General features: G+C 66.7%; 15 protein-coding genes and 1 pseudogene. 6 read left to right on the top strand and 10 right to left on the bottom strand.

All coding sequences use genetic code 11. The annotated features are described in order from the left end of the window. Window positions 1-18: 18 nt before the first annotated feature. From QMX81_RS07090 to QMX81_RS07080, 3 genes are all read right to left on the bottom strand, one after another. Complete coding sequence (locus QMX81_RS07090) at window positions 19-516, bottom strand: ferritin-like domain-containing protein (protein ID WP_121036885.1); 498 nt, start codon at window positions 514-516, stop codon at window positions 19-21. 89 nt (window positions 517-605) lie between these two features. Next, entirely contained in the window at window positions 606-1,184 is a 579-nt protein-coding gene (locus tag QMX81_RS07085) for a M23 family metallopeptidase (protein WP_121036884.1), read from the bottom strand. Beyond that, a complete protein-coding gene (locus QMX81_RS07080) occupies window positions 1,181-1,801 on the bottom strand; it encodes a DNA-3-methyladenine glycosylase (protein ID WP_121036883.1) in 621 nt (206 codons plus the stop codon). The genes QMX81_RS07085 and QMX81_RS07080 overlap by 4 nt, the downstream gene beginning before the upstream one ends. Window positions 1,802-1,982: 181 nt before the next feature. Between QMX81_RS07080 and xth the strand changes: the two are divergent. Together xth and QMX81_RS07070 are read left to right on the top strand one after the other, a co-directional pair. Then, window positions 1,983-2,759 (top strand): annotated as a pseudogene (xth, locus tag QMX81_RS07075) (exodeoxyribonuclease III); the annotation flags it as partial. A 104-nt stretch (window positions 2,760-2,863) separates the two neighbouring features. Further along, window positions 2,864-3,661 carry a helix-turn-helix transcriptional regulator gene (locus QMX81_RS07070; RefSeq protein WP_152154324.1) on the top strand — a complete coding sequence of 266 codons (798 nt, stop codon included), beginning with the start codon at window positions 2,864-2,866 and terminating at the stop codon, window positions 3,659-3,661. A gap of 10 nt (window positions 3,662-3,671) precedes the next feature. On the opposite strand, the gene QMX81_RS07065 is transcribed toward QMX81_RS07070, so the two are convergent. After that, window positions 3,672-4,895, bottom strand: coding sequence for an MFS transporter (locus tag QMX81_RS07065; RefSeq protein WP_282260034.1), 1,224 nt, complete (start codon window positions 4,893-4,895; stop codon window positions 3,672-3,674). A 202-nt stretch (window positions 4,896-5,097) separates the two neighbouring features. Between QMX81_RS07065 and QMX81_RS07060 the strand changes: the two genes are divergently transcribed. Together QMX81_RS07060 and QMX81_RS07055 are read left to right on the top strand one after the other, a co-directional pair. Continuing rightward, window positions 5,098-8,571 carry an autotransporter outer membrane beta-barrel domain-containing protein gene (locus QMX81_RS07060; protein WP_282260033.1) on the top strand — a complete coding sequence of 1,158 codons (3,474 nt, stop codon included), beginning with the start codon at window positions 5,098-5,100 and terminating at the stop codon, window positions 8,569-8,571. Between the two features lie 144 nt (window positions 8,572-8,715). After that, window positions 8,716-10,182 (top strand): serine hydrolase domain-containing protein, encoded by a 1,467-nt coding sequence (locus tag QMX81_RS07055; RefSeq protein ID WP_282260032.1) that lies wholly within the window; start codon window positions 8,716-8,718, stop codon window positions 10,180-10,182. On the opposite strand, the gene QMX81_RS07050 is transcribed toward QMX81_RS07055, so the two are convergent. The 5 genes from QMX81_RS07050 to QMX81_RS07030 form a co-directional block, all read right to left on the bottom strand. Next, the gene (locus tag QMX81_RS07050; protein WP_282260029.1) at window positions 10,121-10,873 is read right to left on the bottom strand and encodes a sulfite exporter TauE/SafE family protein; all 753 of its coding nucleotides are present in this window, start codon (window positions 10,871-10,873) and stop codon (window positions 10,121-10,123) included. The genes QMX81_RS07055 and QMX81_RS07050 overlap by 62 nt on opposite strands. Window positions 10,874-10,882: 9 nt before the next feature. Continuing rightward, a complete protein-coding gene (gene pip, locus QMX81_RS07045) occupies window positions 10,883-11,830 on the bottom strand; it encodes a prolyl aminopeptidase (protein WP_282260027.1) in 948 nt (315 codons plus the stop codon). A 70-nt stretch (window positions 11,831-11,900) separates the two neighbouring features. Next, window positions 11,901-12,167, bottom strand: coding sequence for a hypothetical protein (locus tag QMX81_RS07040; RefSeq protein ID WP_282260025.1), 267 nt, complete (start codon window positions 12,165-12,167; stop codon window positions 11,901-11,903). Further along, window positions 12,164-13,510, bottom strand: a complete 1,347-nt coding sequence (locus QMX81_RS07035; RefSeq protein ID WP_121036874.1) for a TFIIB-type zinc ribbon-containing protein — start codon at window positions 13,508-13,510, stop codon at window positions 12,164-12,166. The genes QMX81_RS07040 and QMX81_RS07035 overlap by 4 nt, the downstream gene beginning before the upstream one ends. Before the next feature lie 21 nt (window positions 13,511-13,531). Further along, window positions 13,532-14,671: an SPFH domain-containing protein gene (locus QMX81_RS07030; RefSeq protein ID WP_121036873.1), complete on the bottom strand. Its 1,140-nt coding sequence runs from the start codon at window positions 14,669-14,671 to the stop codon at window positions 13,532-13,534. A gap of 194 nt (window positions 14,672-14,865) precedes the next feature. Between QMX81_RS07030 and QMX81_RS07025 the strand changes: the two genes are divergently transcribed. Then, window positions 14,866-15,492 (top strand): sigma-70 family RNA polymerase sigma factor, encoded by a 627-nt coding sequence (locus QMX81_RS07025; RefSeq protein ID WP_282260023.1) that lies wholly within the window; start codon window positions 14,866-14,868, stop codon window positions 15,490-15,492. Then, the gene (locus QMX81_RS07020) at window positions 15,489-16,172 is read left to right on the top strand and encodes a ChrR family anti-sigma-E factor (protein WP_282260021.1); all 684 of its coding nucleotides are present in this window, start codon (window positions 15,489-15,491) and stop codon (window positions 16,170-16,172) included. The genes QMX81_RS07025 and QMX81_RS07020 overlap by 4 nt, the downstream gene beginning before the upstream one ends. Here the strand turns inward: QMX81_RS07020 and QMX81_RS07015 are convergent. Continuing rightward, window positions 16,162-17,949 carry a sensor domain-containing phosphodiesterase gene (locus QMX81_RS07015; RefSeq protein WP_282260019.1) on the bottom strand — a complete coding sequence of 596 codons (1,788 nt, stop codon included), beginning with the start codon at window positions 17,947-17,949 and terminating at the stop codon, window positions 16,162-16,164. The two genes, QMX81_RS07020 and QMX81_RS07015, sit on opposite strands and share 11 nt — an antisense overlap. Window positions 17,950-17,981 lie beyond the last annotated feature (32 nt).

Here is a 17,981-nt window from a genome sequence, read left to right as displayed (position 1 = left end):
GCTCCTTTGTGGTGGCGATCAGGCCGCAGCGGCCTTGGCATTGCCGCCGCCGGCCAAGGCCAGCAGGGTCAGCTTCTCGTCGGTGTCTTTCTCTTCCTTGAGCGTTTCCAGCAGCAGTGGCACCGCCGCCTTGTAGCCCAATTGCTTGGCCAATGCGGCGATGGTGCCGTACGAGGCGATTTCGTAATGCTCGACCTTCTGCGCACCGCCGATCAGTGCGGCATCACGCACCGGGCCTTCTTCGATGCTGTCGATGGCCTCCTTGCCTTCCTCGACAAGGCCTTCCATCGCAGCGCACTTGATCCGCTTGAGCCGGATGCCCAGCAGTTCGACGACCTGATCGATGCGCTCGATCTGCCCCTGCGTTTCGTCCAGGTGCAGGGTGAAGGCGGCGGCCAGGTCCGGGTTGGAGGCGGCGCGCGCCATCCTGGGCAGCGCCTTGGTCAGCTGCTTTTCTGCACTGTAGATATCCGAAAGTTCGTGGATGAACAGGTCTTCTGCGGTCTTGATCGCCATGGAGGTGCTGCCGGTGGGTTTGAGCGTCCGACGCTAGGCGCGTGGGTGTTAGTCCGGTGCACTTTGTTGTGAAGGGGCTCTGCACGCGCTCAGGGCGCGTCTGGCCACGCTTTCAGCAAAGGCAGCGGATCGTAGGCGCCGTCGGCTCCATAGATGCCCCAGTGCAGATGCGGCGGCGTGCCCTTGGCATTGCCGGTGTCACCGACGTAGCCCAGCACGTCGCCCTGCGCGATGATGTCGCCACGCGCCAGGTCTTCGCGCCAGTCATCCAGATGGGCGTAGTAATAGCGCTCGCGCGCCGGCCCCATTACCCAGACCTGCCGCCCGCCCAGGCCGCTCTCGCGGATATCGGCAACGATCCCCGGGGTGGCGCTGCGCACCTCGGTGCCCCGCTTGGCGAAGATATCCACGCCGGCATGCGTACGGTCGCGCCCGCGAGGTGCACCGAACGTATCGGCCACCTGGCGTGCGGCAACGCCGGCTACCGGCACAGGCAGGGCAGTGGGGGCGGGCATCTGCGAGAGGCGCCACAGCGCCCGGGGCGATTCGGCGATGGGGCTGTTCCACACCACCCCGGCCACCACGATGCAGACGACAAGCACGAACACCCGTACGAGCCAGCGTCGTACGCGGCGGGCGGGGGAGGTGGCGGACGGTGAGGCACTCACGATGTGGTCCCGCCCCTCTTCTTCGCCGCCGTGCGTCCCGACACATGCAGATGCGCCGGTACATGCCAGCGCCACGGAAACTCGATCGCCTTGCTGATGCCGATCCGCGGCCCGACCACCGGGGCCTGCGGTGGCGCCATCCCATCGGACACGATCCGGATGCCACGGTCATTGCGCACCAGATCCGCGCCGTCCAGGGCGTTGGTGATGCCCATCGCCTGCGACAGCCGGCCCGGGCCACTGGCCAGATCGCGCGCGCGCTTGATCGCCGGCCGCGCCTCCTGGATCAACGCCAGTCCCGCCACCGGCTCCAGCGCCCGCAGCAGCACGCCCCAGCCTTGGCCGATCTCGCCACACACCGCGTTCGAGCCCCAGTGCATGCCATAGCTGAAATATACGTACAGATGACCCGCTTCACCGAACATCGTGGCGGTGCGCGCGGTCATGCCGCGATACGAATGCGCCGCCGGGTCCTGGTCCCCTGCGTACGCTTCCACTTCCACGATGCGCCCCGCGCGACCGTCATCGCGCACCAGCAGCTTGTTCAGCAGCTCGGGCGCCACCTCGGCCGGGTGGCGCTGGTAGAAGCGCCGCGGTAGAACCTTCCACGTCTTCATGACCTTCCGCGCAATGGTTGCACCTTGTCAGCCTGGAACCAGCGCTTACTGTGACGCGGCGAGGGTCAATGCACGATCAAGGCGCCGGCATCGTCACGCCATGCTCGCCTGGCATTCGCGGCAGGTTGATTGGCGCAGGGCAATCCTCGAGGCCTGTCTCCGCCGCCATGCAGCACGTACCATGCCTGCCAGAAAGCGCCTGAAAATCGCGACCTTCAACGTCAACGGCGTGCTGACCCGGCTGCCGCATCTGCTCGCGTGGCTGGCGCGCGAACAACCGGATATCGTTGCCCTGCAGGAACTCAAGGCGACCCAGGAGGCCTTCCCGGAGGCCGCCATCCGCGATGCAGGCTACGGGTGCATCTGGCAGGGACAGCGCTCATGGAATGGCGTCGCGCTGCTGGCGCGCGGCCAGGACCCGATCGAGAGCCGGCGTGGCCTGCCTGGCGATCCGAAAGACGACCAGAGCCGCTATTTGGAAGCGGCTGCGCATGGTGTGATCGTGGGCGGCCTGTACCTGCCCAACGGCAATCCGCAGCCGGGGCCCAAGTTCGACTACAAGCTGACGTGGATGCAACGCCTGCATCGGCACGCGAACAGCCTGGTCGCGCTGCCGCACCCGGTCGCGTTGATTGGCGACTTCAACGTCGTGCCCACGGATGCGGATATCTACGACCCCAAATCGTGGCGCAAAGACGCGCTGCTGCAGCCCGAGGTGCGCGATGCGTATCAGGCGCTGCTCGGGCAGGGCTGGACCGACAGCCTGCGTGCGGTGCACGGTGACACGCAGATCTTCACGTTCTGGGATTACTTCCGCCAACACTTCGCCCGCGACCGCGGGCTGCGCATCGATCATCTGCTGCTCAATCCGGTGCTTGCGCCTCGCCTCAAGGACGCGGGCGTGGACCGCTGGGTGCGGGCGCTGGAAAAGCCCAGCGACCATGCACCGACCTGGATCGAAATCGTGGCGCCACCCAAGCCCCGATAGCCGCACCGGCCCGATATCGAAAACACGCTGGACACGCTACAGTCCTCCGGCAGGTCGTTTGCGAGGGTATTGCCATGCCATATCGGAAAAGGGACATCGCCCCAAGCGTCGGCGAAGGTAAACGCCTGCCGGCCGGCCCGGAAACGCCCGTGTTCTGCCGGGCGCGCGAGTATCCTGCCGGCACGATCATCGCGCTGCATCACCATCCGGACCGCCATCAACTGGTCTACGCCGAAACCGGCGTGCTGGTGGTTCAGGCCGGGGCAGGGCGCTGGGTAGTGCCCAGCACGCGCGCGATCTGGATCCCGGCCGGCATGGGCCACAAGGTCAGCTGCATCGGCGCGGTCGGCATGCGCAGCCTGTACATCCTGCCGCAGGCGATCGCCCACCCGCCGGCGAGCGCGTCAACCGTATCGGTGACGCCGTTGCTGGCGGCGTTGATCCATGCCGCGATGGAGGTGCCGCCAGCGTACCGGCCGGATTCGCGCGACGGGCGGCTGATGCAGTTGATTCTGGATGAGCTGCAGATGCTGCCGGTACTGCCGTTGCACCTGCCGCAGCCCGCCGATCCACGTTTGCAGGCGATCGGCCGGCAGCTGGAATCCATGCCCGACGATCCGTCCACCCTGCAGGACTGGGCCGGCCGCCTCGGCGTGGATGTCAAAACCATCCAGCGCCTGTGCGCACGCGAGCTGGGCATGACCTTCGGGCAATGGCGGCAACAGGCGCGCCTGCTGCGTGCACTGGAACAGTTGGCGCACGGCGAAAAGGTGATCGACGTGGCGCTCGCGCTGGGCTATGCCAGTCCGAGCGCCTTCACCGCGATGTTCAAAAAGCGCTTCGGCCAGCTGCCGAGTCAGTTCTTCCACTGAGGCAAACGCCTCAGTGCATCGTCGTCTTCGGCAGGAACGCCGTCGCCAGCCCGAGCAGTGGCAGGTACGAGGTGAAGTGGTAGACCCATACGATGCCATGCACGTCGGCCAGGTTGCCCAGCCCGGCTGCACCAATACCGCCGATGCCGAACATCAGGCCGAACATCAGGCCCGACACCATGCCCACGCGGCCCGGCACCGCTTCCTGCGCATACACCACCAGCGCAGCGAATGCCGAGGACATGATCAGCCCGATGGCCACTGCCAGCACGGCGGTGCCCATGAGGTTGGCGTAGGGCAGGGCGAGCGCGAACGGCGCCACGCCCAGGAAGGAAATCCAGATCACCGCCTTGCGACCGATCCGGTCCCCGACCGGGCCGCCAATGAAGGTGCCCAGCGCGACCGAAGCCAGGAAGATGAAGAGGTACATCTGGCTCTGCTGCACGCTCAGGCCGAAGCGTTCGATCAGGTAGAAGGTGAAGTAGTTGGTGAACGAGGCGATGTACACGAACTTGGCGAACATCAGCACTGCGATCACCGCGATGGCCTGGATCACCTTGCCACGGCTCAGCCCGACGCCATGGCTCTTGGCCAGGCTCTTCATCTTGGCCTGACCATGCTGCACGGTCCAACCGGTGAGGCGGAACAGCACGGTGATGGCCAATGCGGCCGCCAGCATGAACCAGGCGATCGCACGCTGCCCATGCGGAATCACGATGACGGCGGCGAGCAGCGGCCCGATCGCCGAGCCGGTATTGCCACCGACCTGGAACGTGGATTGCGCGGTACCGAAGCGACCGCCCGAGGCCATCCGCGCTACGCGCGAGGCTTCCGGATGGAAGGTGGCCGACCCGATGCCAACGATGGCCGCGGCGATGAGCAGCATTTCGTAACTCGTGGCCATCGCCATCAGCGCGATGCCGACGAACGTGGCGATCATCCCCGAGGGCAGCAGATACGGCAGCGGCCGCTTGTCGGTGTACATGCCCACCCACGGCTGCAGCAGCGAGGCCGTGACCTGGTACACCAGGCCGATGATGCCGATCTGGCCAAAGGTGAGCGAGAACTCGCTCTTGAACATCGGGTACACCGCCGGCAGCACCGCCTGGATCATGTCATTGAGCAGGTGCGCGAACGCTGCGGCACCGACGATGCGGATCGCAAAGCCCTGGTTGGGGGCGGGGGTGAGGGGTTCGGTGGGGAGGACGGGCGGGGCAGCGGTTTCAGTGGTCATGGGGGCAGGATCAGGAGCGGATGGAGCCATGGGCATCGACGGGGCAAGCGTAAGCCGTGTATGGCACCGCGTCTCTCGCGATCTGGGCGGATATCGTCGCGTTAAGGACATGCCGGCGTCTGTGACATTACAACTAATTGCATATCTTCAAGAGGGCAGCGCTCCTAAAGTCGTCGGCTTCATAACGACCGGCTATCCCGACATGACCACTCGCACCCTCAGTCGCCTGAACCGTCTGCGCCCGCTTTCGCTCGCCATTGCCGCGACCTGCGCGTGCAGCGGGCCCGTCCTGGCCCAGAGCCTGGGGCCGGTCGTCGCCGATGGTCACCCGCTCGACGTCATCTCGGGCAGCTATGCGTCCGCCGATGACGGAGCCGCCGGGTATGTCTTCCACGCGCTCAATGGCGGCAGTATCGGCTCCGGCGGGCCCGTATCGCTTACCGCCAGCGGTGCCAATACGGCCGCCGCCCGCGCCGAAAGTGCTGGCACGCTCATCTTCGCTGCGGGCGACATCACCACCTCGGGGGCCAGTGCGGTTGGGCTTTCTGTCGCCACGGGCGGCCGCATCGAGCTGCAGGCCGATGCTGGCGGACAGGGCACCAGGGTCGCCACGAGTGGCCGGGGCAGCACGGCGGCGCAGGTCGATTCGGGCACGTTGGTGATGGGCAATGCGACGCTGGAAACCACCGGTAGCGGGTCGCACGGGGTGCTGGCCACCGGCACTGCGCAGGTGGAGATGGTGGGAGGCCACATCCAGACCAGCGGTGACCGGTCCCACGCCGTGATGGCAGACAACGGAGTGGTGACGCTGCGCGATGCACGGATCCAGACCGGTGCCAGCTACTCTGACGGCCTGTATGCGCTCAATGGTGGACGCATCGAGGGCGACAACGTGCAGGTCAGCACCGCAGCCGATGGCAGCGCCGGGGCGCGGGTGGCGGGGGGCGCTACGCTGTCGCTGATCAATTCCGATCTCCACGTCGCCGGCGAATACGCCATGGGCGTTGAACTCAGCGGTGGCACCTTGCGCATCGAGAACAGTGCACTGCGCTCGGACCACGAGCGTGGCGATGGTGTTTACCTCAGGGCGAACAGCCGGGCCGACATCATCGGGACGACGATCACGGCCGGGGGCTACGGGATCAACATCAACGGCGACGGCAGCGATGTGCGGCTGAGCGATGTGGAGATCACCGCAAACCGGCGCAACGGCATCTGGATGCCCAGAGCGTCTGCTTTGACCATGCTTCGCGGCAGCATCACCACCAGCGGCGATGGTGGGGTGGGCATCGACAATCGCCAAGGCGTTGCAACGCTGGATGGGGTGACGATGCACACCGGTGGCGCCTCGGCGCATGGTCTGTATGCGTCCTACGACGCGGGTGGGACGCAGCCGCTCTTCGAAGCCGATGGCGTCGACGTCACCACCACCGGCGCAGGCAGCATTGGTGCGGTCGCACGTCTTGGCGGCATCGTGCATCTGCGCGACAGCACCCTGCTGACCACTGGCGCCAAGGGCTACGGCGTGCTCAGCGGTGGCCCGGGGGAGCTGACGCTGCGCGACACGCACGTGCGCACCCAGGGCCTGGAGGCCTATGCAGGCGTGGTCAATGCCAACGGCCGGCTGGATATCGATGGCGGCTCGCTGATCAGTGAGCGCCATGCTGCATTGTGGGTGCGTACCGCGCGCGAGGTGGCAGCACGCAACGGCGCCCAGCTGATCGGCGGCAATGGGACGTTGATGGATGTGGATGCTGCTTTTTCGAGCCCGTTCGAGCTCCACCTGGACCAGGATGTCTACGCGCAGGGCGACATCGCAATCACCCCGGAGGACATTGCCGCCGGCGTACCGGTACTGGCCGACATCCGCGTACGCCTCAACGGCCGTTCGCACTGGGTGGGCGCCACTACCGCGGTCAACCAGGTGGCGCTGTCCGACAACAGCCGCTGGACCCTCACCGGGGACGCCAGCGTCGGCCAGCTGAACCTGCAGGACAGCACCCTGGCCCTGTCGGCAGCGGGCAGCACGAGCTTCAACCGGCTCACCGTGTCCGGCGACGTCGAGGCGAACAATGCGCTGCTGATCTTCAACGGCGCGCTGGGCGATGACACCTCGCTGATCGACTTCCTGCACGTGCGCGGCGACACCCGCGGCAGCGCGGGCATCCAGGTCAACAATGTGCACGGCCTGGGCGCGCAGACGAGCAACGGCATCCAGCTGATCCAGGTCGATGGCCGGTCCGATGCGGCTTACACCTTGAACGGGCGGGCCGTGGCAGGCAGCTATGACTATTTCCTGCACAAGGGCGGCGTCACCACGCCCGGCGATGGGGGTTGGTACCTGCGCTCTGCGCTGACCCCGACCCCGCCGGACCCGTGCGATCTCGACCCGACTGGCCCCGGCTGCGTCACCGTACCGCCGCCGGACCCGTGCGATCTCGACCCCACTGGCCCAGGCTGTGTCATCGTGCCGCCGCCGGAACCGTGCGATCTCGACCCCACTGGCCCAGGCTGCGTCATCGTACCGCCGCCGGAACCGTGTGAGGCCGACCCGACCGGCCCCGGCTGCGTCATCGTACCGCCGCCGGAACCGTGTGAGGCCGACCCCGCCGGCCCTGGCTGCGGCATCGTACCGCCGCCGGAACCGTGTGAGGCCGACCCCACTGGCCCCGGCTGCGGCATCGTACCGCCGGATCCCTGCGAAGCCGCGGAAGGCGACACCGCCTGCGATCGCCCGCCGCCGCCGCAGATCGTGCGGCCCGAAGCGGGGGCCTATCTGGCCAACCAGGCGGCCGCCGTGTCCCTGTTCCAGCATCGGCTGCAGGACCGTAATGGTGCTGACGGCATGGGCGAGGTGCGCGGTGCCGGTTGGCTGCGTGTCAGCAGCAGCCAGACCCGGCAGGACGTCGCCGGGCAGCTGGCACTGACAGGCCGTGCAACGGTGCTGATGGGCGGCCTGGATGTGTTGCATTGGGGCGGGGCCAGCCAGGGCAGCGCCGGTGTGCTGCTGGCGGCCGGGCAGGCCTCGACCGACGTGCGTTCGCGGCTGAGCGGTTATGCGGCGACGGGCACGGTAAAGGGCGGTGCGCTGGGCATCTATGCGACGTGGCTGCAGCGTCCGGGCGAGGGAACGGGCGCGTATGCCGATGGCTGGGTCCAGCATGGCCGCTACCGCAACACCGTGCAGGGCATCGGTCTGGCGAAGGAGCGTCAGGACGCGCAGACGCAGGCCGCCTCGGTTGAGACCGGCTACGCGTGGGCCATGCGGATGCGCAGCGGGACCCAACTGATGGTGCAGCCGCAGCTGCAGCTCACCTACACCGACTATCGTGCCGACCGGATCACCGAACACAACGGCACCCAGGTCGCCGTCGGTGCCGCGGGGGGGCTTTCCTCTCGATTGGGCGTGCGCCTGAGTGGTGACGTGCGCACCGAGGAGCGCCGCGTGCAGCCGTTCGTTGCTGCGCACTGGCTTCACGAGGGTGGCGGAAACCGGATCTGGATGGACGATGCGCTGATCGAGGGTGCGGTGCCGAAGAACCGTTACGAAGTGCGCGGCGGTGCGATGCTGCAGTTGGGGACGCGCTGGTCGGCGTGGGGCGACCTCGGCCTGCAGCGTGGCGATGCTGGGTATCGCAGTGTGAGTGCGCAGCTGGGCCTCAACGCACGCTGGTAAGCAGCGGCAGTACGCAAAGCACCAGCAGGTGAGCAGCGTCTGGATCGGCAGGGCTGCCCTGTGGATGCGCATGCAGCGCGGTTGAGGAGCGCATGCATAATCCATCTCACGGCCGGGCCGAAGCCCCGTGCACGGGAGGACAGGATGGTGTTGATCAGATTGCTCACCTTTGCGCTGCTGTTCGTCAGCGCCAGCGTCTGGGCCGCCACACCGGCGGCCCCTGTTTCGGCCCAACAGATCTTCAATCGCTGGCTCGCGGCCTACAACGCCGGCGATCCGGACACACTGCGGGCCGTGCTGTCGACCGCCGGCATCGACCACACCGCGCAGCGGTATCTGGATATCCGCGAGACCTTCGGCCCGTTCGAGGTGCTGACCAGAACCGTGGAGACACCCGATACCGTCGCGGCCATCGTGCGCGGCACAACCAGCGATCGCGGGGTGCTGATCACCGTGGCCATCGATCCTGCCAACAGACCGCGGCTCAAGACCTTGCAGCTGGAAGGCGTGGAGATACCCGTCGCCTTCCGGCCCGCGCGGCTTGAGATGCCCGCGCTCATCGCGCAGAGCCGTGCCCGTCTGGATGCGCTGGCAGCACAGGACAAGCTCTCCGGCACCTTTCTGCTGGCGCAGGACGGCAAGGTGCTGATGGCGTGGCAGGGCGGGCTGGCCGACCGGGAGCAGGGTATTCCGGTGGATAGCACCACGACATTCAGGCTCGCCTCGTTGAACAAGATGTTCACCGCGGTGGCGATCCTGCAGTTGGCCGAGGCGGGCAAGCTGACACTGGACGATAGGATTGCCCAGCATCTGAAGCATTACCCCAATCCGGCCGTCGCCACCGGTGTCACGATCCGGCAGCTGCTCAACCACACCAGCGGCCTTGGAGAGATCTTCGACGAGGCATTCGAGGCGCGGAAGACATCGCTCAAAACGCTGGCCGACTATTGGCCCGTCTATGGCGCTGCGGCCCCGGCCTTCAAACCCGGCACCCAGGACCAGTATTCCAACTACGGCTACATCCTGCTTGGCTCGATCATCGAGGCGGCATCGGGACAGTCTTACGATGCCTACGTCGAACAGCACATCTTTGCGCCGGCGGGCATGACTTCCACGGGAGCGGCGCCCGAGGCGACCCTGGTGCCAGGCCGCGCGGTGCCCTACACGCTGAGCGAGGGCCATTGGGTGCGCGAGACCAAGAGCCTGCCGTTGCGCGGTACATCGGCGGGCGGCGGTTACAGCACCGCCCAGGATCTGCTCCGGTTCGCCGAGGCGTTGCGCAGTGGCCGGCTGATCCCGGCCGCGGCATTGGACGCGGCCACCTCACCGCAGAATACCAAGGGCTGGTACGGCTACGGCTTCATGGTGAGCGGTGAGGGAGAGCAGCGCCAGTATGGCCACGAGGGTGGGGCGCCCGGTGCGAATGCCGCGCTCATCGTGCTGCCCAGCAACGGCTACGTGGTGATCGGGCTGAGCAATGTCGATCCCGATGCGATGGAGAACGTGGTCAACTTCGTCGGCAACCGTCTGCCGCTGCCGCAGCGCGGCCTCAGCGCCAGCCCAGCAGCGCCGGCAACGACGAGGCCAGCAACGCGATCCCGGACACGGTGAGCAGGCTGAGCACGATCTGCCGGAACCGCAGGTCGCTGATGCCGATGTACAGGCGGGTGCCGAGCAGGGTTGGGATCAACATGGCTGGCGCCACGATGGCAAACATCGGCAGCATTTCGCGGGTGACGATGCCGGTGCCGACATAGGTGCCCATGGTCACCAGCAGCATGGACAGGTTGAAGTTCTGGACCACGGAGCGCTGCACGTCACGCTCATAACCGCGCAGCGTGCACCACAGCGTCGGCAGGGTGCCGGTGAATCCTCCAAGACCGCCCATGATGCCGCCGGCAAATCCCACCACACCATCGGCCGCGCGCCCGCCCGCCGAGATACGCGGCAGCTGACGTGACAGCAGCATCGCCGGGCACCACAGCACCAGCAAGGTGCCCAGGATCGCCTTGAGCCAGTGCATGTCGAGCAGGGGCAGCAGGTAGACGCCCAGCGGAATCCCGGCCAGCCCGCCCAGCACGAAAGGCAGCAGGGTCTTCAGATTGAAGCCGCGGCGCACGGTGAACGCCGCCAGCAGTTGGCCGGTCAGGGCACCGAACACCGAGAGGGTGGCCGCCAGCCTGGGATCCAGCACCCACGCCCAGAAGGAGAGCGCCACCAGCCCGAACGCGAAGCCCGACAGCCCCTGCACAAAGCCCGCCACGATGGCGCCCAACGCCACCACCAGGTAGATCGAATCCACGATGACTCCTTACTGCGCGTCGGCGAAGGCATCCGTCGCGCGCACCAAGGCATCGGCAGTCGCCGGTTCCGTTGCGCTGTGACCGGACACCACCATCTGCAGCGAGGCCTCGGGCCAGACACAGGCCAGGTCCCACGCACTGCGGGCCGGGCAGATGATGTCGTAGCGGCCCTGCACGATCACGCCGGGCAGATGCCGGATGCGGTCGATATCGCGAAGCAGCTGCGCATGATCGAGGAAGGCATGGTTGCGGAAGTAATGCGCTTCGATGCGCGCCTTGGCCAGGGTGTGCAGCGGATCGTCACCGGACACCGCGTCGACGTCGTGTTCCAGCGTGGCAGCGTGATCTTCCCACCCCAGCCAGGCCTGCGCGGCGGCGATGCGGGTCGCTTGGTCCGGACTGTCCAGGCGACGCCAGTATGCGGCGATCATGTCGCCGCGTTCGTCTTCAGGGATATGCGCCTCGTAGGCCGCCCAGCGCTCCGGGAACACCCAGCGCGCACCGCCATCGGCTTCGGCAAACCAGCGATTCTCTTCGGCACGGCCCAGATAGACCCCTCGAAGAATGAGGCCGGTGGCGCGTTCCGGATGGGCCTGGGCGTAGGCGAGTGCCAGCGTGGAGCCCCAGGACCCGCCGAACACCAGCCAGCGCTCGATGCCCAGCCGCGCGCGGATGATCTCCACGTCGGCGACCAGGTGCTGGGTGGTGTTGTCCCGCAGCTCACCGAACGGGGTGGAGCGGCCGCTGCCGCGCTGGTCGATCAGGACGATGCGATACCGTGACGGGTCAAAAAAGCGCCGGTGGGTGGGCGATACGCCGGCACCCGGCCCGCCATGCAGGAAAACCACCGGGATGCCGTCCGCAGCGCCGCACTCCTCGACGAACAAGGTGTGCAGGTCATCGACCGCCACCTGATGGGTGCGGAAGGGTGTGATCGCGGGATAAAGCGTGCGCATGGTGGGCGTCCTACGGAAAACTGACCCCACATGATACCGCCCGGGTTCGTCGAGCCGCGTCCGTGACGCGTCACAATGGCGGCGGGCTGTCCCTGTCGCGCTGCACCCGCGTCCGATACGCCGCCACGTTGTCACCGCGGATGCGTCGCTCCTGCGTGCCGATCACCGTATCGACCTTGCGGTCCGCGCCGGTCACCGGCTTGGCCTCGATCGCGGTATCACGCTCGAACGCATGCGATTTGTCGGTGTTGCGGTAGTACCGGTACAACGCCCAGTACAACGCCGTGGCACCGGCGGGGCCGGCGGCAAGCAGCCAGAGTCCACTGTCATCGCTCATGAGGCAGCTACCAGGAAGAAGAGAACGAGGGCTTCAATGATGGTGCCGGTGGTGAGCGCGGCCAGCAGCAGCTTCCACTGCTGCACCGGCACGCTGCCCATGGTTTCACCGGTGCGGCCATTCACCGCGATGTAGTGCAGCATGCCGCCATTGCGGCCCGGCTGGTGGTACGAGTACAGCCACACCGGCAGGTACATCGATACCCAGCGCGTGCCGTGCACATCCACGCGCTCGCGTTCCCAGCGCACGCCACGATCGTAGCGGCGCACCGAGCCTTCCACCTGGGCGCGGGCGATCGACAGCAGCTGGTCTTCCAGCCGTGGGCGCAGCTTTTCCACGTCGAGGTTGCGCTTTTCCGAGGTGAAGCCGGCCAGATAGGAGGCGTTCCACTTCAGGGCGTTCTTGGTATCGAACGGCAGGATCGCGTTGATGATGTTGTTGGTGTTGGTCTGCGTATCGAGGTTGCCACGCTCGGCCGAGGATTCCATGGTGAGATCGTCCACGGTGAAATCCACCTGGCGATCCACCTGGTAAACGTCGGCGTCGTAATACGTTTTCTTGTTCTTCTCGGTGCCGCGCGTGTACTGCCGGGTCTGGATCTCGCCCTTGCCCGATACGCTGGCGCTGACATTGCTGTCCACCACCATGTAGGGCAGGTAGACGCCGGAGACATTCTCGGGCGTGAACTGATCCTTGAACGCCTTCAGTGCGAACAGGCGGCGCTTGTCCACGAACTGGCGGATCCGCGCGACCGCATCGTCCTTGCTGATATGGAACGGCAGCACCGCATCGGGCACCGCGCCATTGGAGATCTGCTCGTTGACCCCGAACACATGGCGGCACCAGTGGCAGCGTGCGGTCATGGTGCTTTCGGTGTTGATCGTGACTTCGGCACCGCAGCCAGTGCACTTGAAACTCATCAGGCTGGCGGTATCGGCTTCGATGTCGCGTGCGCCCGAGGCGATGACCGTGCCGCGCAGCTCACCGATGCCTTCACCAAAGCCAAAGGCCTCCTCAACGCGCTCACCGTGCCATTCGTGCCGGCAGAACTGGCAGACCAGCACATCGGTGCCCAGCTTGAGCCGTATATCGCTGGAGCCGCACTTCGGGCAGCGGTTGAGACCGTCCTTCAGCTCGGCCGCGGCGGTGTCCAGCGCGACCGGATCCGGGGCCTGCACCTCATCGCGGATGGGCTGGGGCAGGGTGGCTGGATCCACCGGGAAACTGCCCGGCAACGGCGGCACCTCCCGGGGCGAGCCCGGGCCAGTGACCGGGGCCACCGGGGAAGGCGGCAACGGCGGCGGAACCGCCGGGATCGGCGGTGGAATCTTGGGGTCGGACATGGTGTCGGTGCGCTCGGTGTCTTACAGCCCCAGCGCCTTGGCCTTGAGCTTGTCGTAGTCGTCCTGGGTGATCAGGCCGAGGTCCAGCATCTCTTTGGCCTTCTTGAGCTTGGCGACCGGATCATCCGCGGCCGGAGCAACCGGCTGCTGCATGCCGCCGACCCCGAGCATGCCCGAGGCCATGCCCACGCCGACCAGGCCGGCCGCGCCGCCGTTCTCGCCCGCCGACTGGATGCCCTGGGCCACACTGGCCTGCAGGTTGGAATTGCCACGCGAGCCGGCCAGGGCATCGGCGCGCTGCACGGTCTTGAGCAGCTCGCGGGTGTTGGCGTCGTACTCGATCGAGACAATGGCGGTCTTGACGATGGCCAGGCCACGGTCGGACTTCCATTGGTAACCCTGCTCGACGGCAGCGGACAGGCTCTGCGCAAAGCCGAGCGAATCCTGCTGCAGCTTGGTGATGCGGTTGCCCTTGCCGGGATCGTTCGTATACAGGCTGAAGGCTGGCGCGAGCGAGCCCACCACTTCATTGAACAGCTGGCTGGCGGCGGCGTTGTCCAGATCGGTGAAATCGAACACCTGGCCGGGCTGGAGGTAGCTGGCCGGCACGAAATTCTTCACGAACAGGATCGGATCGACGATCTTCAGCGTGTACGAGCCGCGCGTGACCGCGCCGACCTGCGTGCCGAGGAAACCGTCATCCCAGTAGATTTCGGACTGCGTGCCGAAACGGTTGTCCGGCAGTTCCTTCAGCGAGACAAAGAACGCCGCCTGCTGCGACCCTGGCTGGCCGCCGAACTTGAAGCGCTCCCAGCTCTGCTTGATCAGCGGGCTGACGAACCCGTCACCGGCGAAGATCGACTGCGAATTGGTATCGTCCGAGCGCCATTCATAGCCACCCGGTTCGGCGACGAAGCCGGTGATCGCGCCGTCCTGGAACAGCAGCAGGCCGTACCCTTCGGGCACGACGATCTTCGAGCCGTTGGTGATGATGTTGGAGGAGGCGCTGGTGTTGGAGCCGCGCCCGGCATTGGTGCCACGCGGCACCGCCGCGAACAGCGCTGCCGTGGAGGGCAGGCCCGTCGGGACGGTGTAGAAATCCTTCCACTGGTCGGCCAGAACACCACCGACTGCCCCTGCCACTGCCTGACGAAGACCCATGACCCACTCCCTGCGATTCGTGGACGGGCACCGTGCCCGCCATGCTCGTCTGACTATATCAGCAGCCAGTGCGCCGGCAGTGGCGCCCTGATCCGGCCGCGGTGCCGGTCAGGTAGCGGCTGCATCCAAACGGCTCCGCCGCCCGTAGACCGCCCATGAACCCCAACTCGCCGATCGCCCGGAAGTGGCCTACGATGGACGCTGACCTGCCAGCTGCAAGGATGACGCCCTTCGAGGCTGCCCGGATGACTGCCGCGCCTGCTCAACACCCGGTGGAGCTGAAAGCCTGGGCTGCGGACGTGGCGGCGATCGCCAGTACGCGGGATCGTGAGTGTTTCATGCGGATCTACGATCACTTCATGCCGCGCCTGTGCCGATATCTGAACGGGCTGGGCGCGCCCCACGGCGTGGCCGAGGACCTGGCCCAGGAGGTCCTGCTCAAGTTGTGGAACCGCGCCGATCTCTACGATCCGATGCGGAGCAGCCTGGGCACCTGGCTGTACCGGGTGGCCCGCAACCTCCATATCGATCGCGTGCGGCGCGAGCACATCTGGGTGCATGCCCATGACGTGGTGGAGCAGGCGGCAGAGCAGGACGACGGGCGCGGCTCTCTGGCCGAGCTGCACACCGAGCATGTCCGGCTCAAGCAACGGCTGGATGAACTGTCCGCCACCCAGGCACGGTTGATCCGGATGTCCTATTTCGAAGCAAAGACCCATGCCGAGATCGCCAACGAGTTGAACATGCCGCTGGGCACGGTGAAATCACATATCCGGCGGGCCTTCCTGCAACTGCAGGCGTTGATGGGAGAGCAGCGATGAATCCTCGGCACCATCTGGATCCGGCCACCGTGCTGGGGTTTGCGACCAGTACGTTGGCCCCGGAGATGTCCGTGGTCGCCGCTGCCCACCTGGAAGGGTGCGCCCACTGCCGGGAGCAGCTGCGTTCGGCCGAGCGTTTGGGGGGCGTGTTGCTGGAGCAGCAGTTGTCGCCGCCGCCCGAGGAGAATCGCCAGGCAGCACTGCGCGAGGCGATGCTGGGTAGGCTGGAGGCCACACCCTCCGCTGGGCCACCAACGCTGCGACGGGACGACGTGGAGCATGGCACCGCGGGCGCGCACGATCCGGATCGGATGCCGGCCGCGCTTGAGCCGCATTTCGGCAGCTCCTACCGCTCGCTGAAATGGCGCTGGATGGCGCCGGGTGTCCACTGCATACGTGCACCGGCGCACCCGTCGTTGATCATGCTCAAGATCGCCCCCGGCAAATGCCTGCCCATGCACAGCCATGGCAACAGCGAGCTGACCCAGATTCTCCGCGGCGCCTATGACGATTCCCTGGGGCATTTCGCCCCCGGCGATGTGGCTGATCTGGACAGCGACGTCGAGCATCAGCCCGTGACCACCCCCGGTGTGGCGTGCATCTGTGTGTCAGCGTTGGATGCGCCGCTGGTCTTCAGCGGGTGGTTCGCGCGCAAGCTGCAGCAGGTGTTCAAACTCTGACGGGGCGCGGTGTGATCGCGGCCTGTTCGAACACCTGCATCACCGCGGCCGGCGCCATGGGCCGGGCAAGCAGGTAGCCCTGCACTTCATCGACCCCCATCGCGGCCAGTACATCCACCTGCGCCTGATGCTCGACGCCCTCGGCCACGGTGAGGTAGCCCAGCTCGTGGGCCAGATGATGGATGGCCGAAACTTTGGCGCGCGCGCGCGAACTGCTGGCGATGCCGTCGATCAGTGACTTGTCCAGCTTGACCGTGTGGATGGGAAGGTCGGACAGGTAGCTGAAATTGCTGTAGCCACTGCCGAAGTCATCGATCGCCACCGTGATGCCGGCCTGTGCCATCGCCGCGATGTGGCCGATGGCCGGCGATCCCGGGCGCAGCCATTCGCCTTCGGTGATCTCCAGTTCGATCATCGAGAACGGCAGCGCCCTGTGCTCCAGCTTGCTGCGGATGTCCTGCCAGGCCGAGGCATTGGACAGATAGCTGCTGGACAGGTTGATCGAGACCGGAATGTCCTGTCCTTGGGCGCGCCACGCCTGGACCTGATCCAGCGCCGTGTCCAGCACCCAGTGGGTCACCTCATCCATCAGTGCGGTCCGCTCGAAGACCGGAATGAACTCGCCCGGGCTGATCGGCCCCAGGGTGGGGTGGTTCCACCGGATCAAGGCTTCGGCCGAGACCGGGCGCCGACCGTCCAGGGTGAAGCGCGGCTGGTAGTCCAGGTGGAAGTCACCGGCCTGCAGCCCGCGTTCGGCATCCGAGGCCAGGCGGTAGGCACGGTGCATCGTGTCGTCGCGCTGTTCGGAGTACCAGCAGAACGGCTGTCGGGCATCGAACGCACCCTGCGTGCTGACCAGCAGCCGTCGCAGCAGGTCGTGGCTGTCCTCTTCGCCCGGATCGACGGCACAGATGCCGGCATGGAAGCGGGGTGACATCGGGACCGCAGCGGCCATCAGCGGACGCAACATGCGCGTTCTCAACTCCAGGATCAGCGCCTCGACCTGTGCTGCGGCGGGCATCTCGACCACGAAGGCGAAGCGCGTCACCCCCACGTGGTAGACCGTTGCCACGCCCTCCAGCGCGGCTCGCAGGCGGACGCCCCCGCGCCGGATCAGGGCCTCCAGCGGGCGCAGGCCCAGCACCTGGCCCACCTGGTTGGCCCGCGGAATGTCGAGGATGTCCACCGCAACGGCATAGGCCGTTCCTTGGGCGCAACGCGCGAGGATGCCGGGCAGATCCGCATGGAACTGGTGCCGGCTTGGCAGGCCGCTGACCGGGTCCAGCCGGCCGGACATCGCCCGCAGCTCCAGCTGCGCGACCACCAGTTCGGCCAGGGTGCTCAGTTGCTCCTGATCCCCCTGATCGAACGTGCGCGGGCGCGTGTCCATGATGCACAAGGCCCCGATGGGCACGCCGTTCTTGGCCACCAGGGGGGCGCCGGCGTAGAAGCGCAGATGCGGGCTGTGGGTGACCAGCGGGTTGTCCCGGAAGCGGGGGTCCTGCTGGAGATCGGGCACCACCAGCACGCCCTCGGAGGTGACGGCGTGGGCGCAGATCGAGGCGCGGATGTCGGTCTGCGCCATGGGCAGGCCGATCCGGGAAAGGAAGCGCTGCTCCACATCCCCGAGGATGGAGACGAACGCCACCGGGGCATCGAAGGTGTACCCGGCAAGTGCCGTAAGCCGGTCCAGCGCAGGCACGGATGCCAGGCCATCGAGCTGCATGGCACTGAGGACCGCGCTGCGTTCGTCGCGTTGTGAGGTGGGGGGAGTCATTCCACGCTATACGGACGAAACACGCCCCTGGA

This window comes from Stenotrophomonas sp. PS02301 (genome assembly GCF_029959485.1).
Classification (GTDB): Bacteria; Pseudomonadota; Gammaproteobacteria; order Xanthomonadales; family Xanthomonadaceae; genus Stenotrophomonas; species Stenotrophomonas maltophilia_Z.
This window is presented reverse-complemented; position numbering and strand designations above follow the sequence as displayed.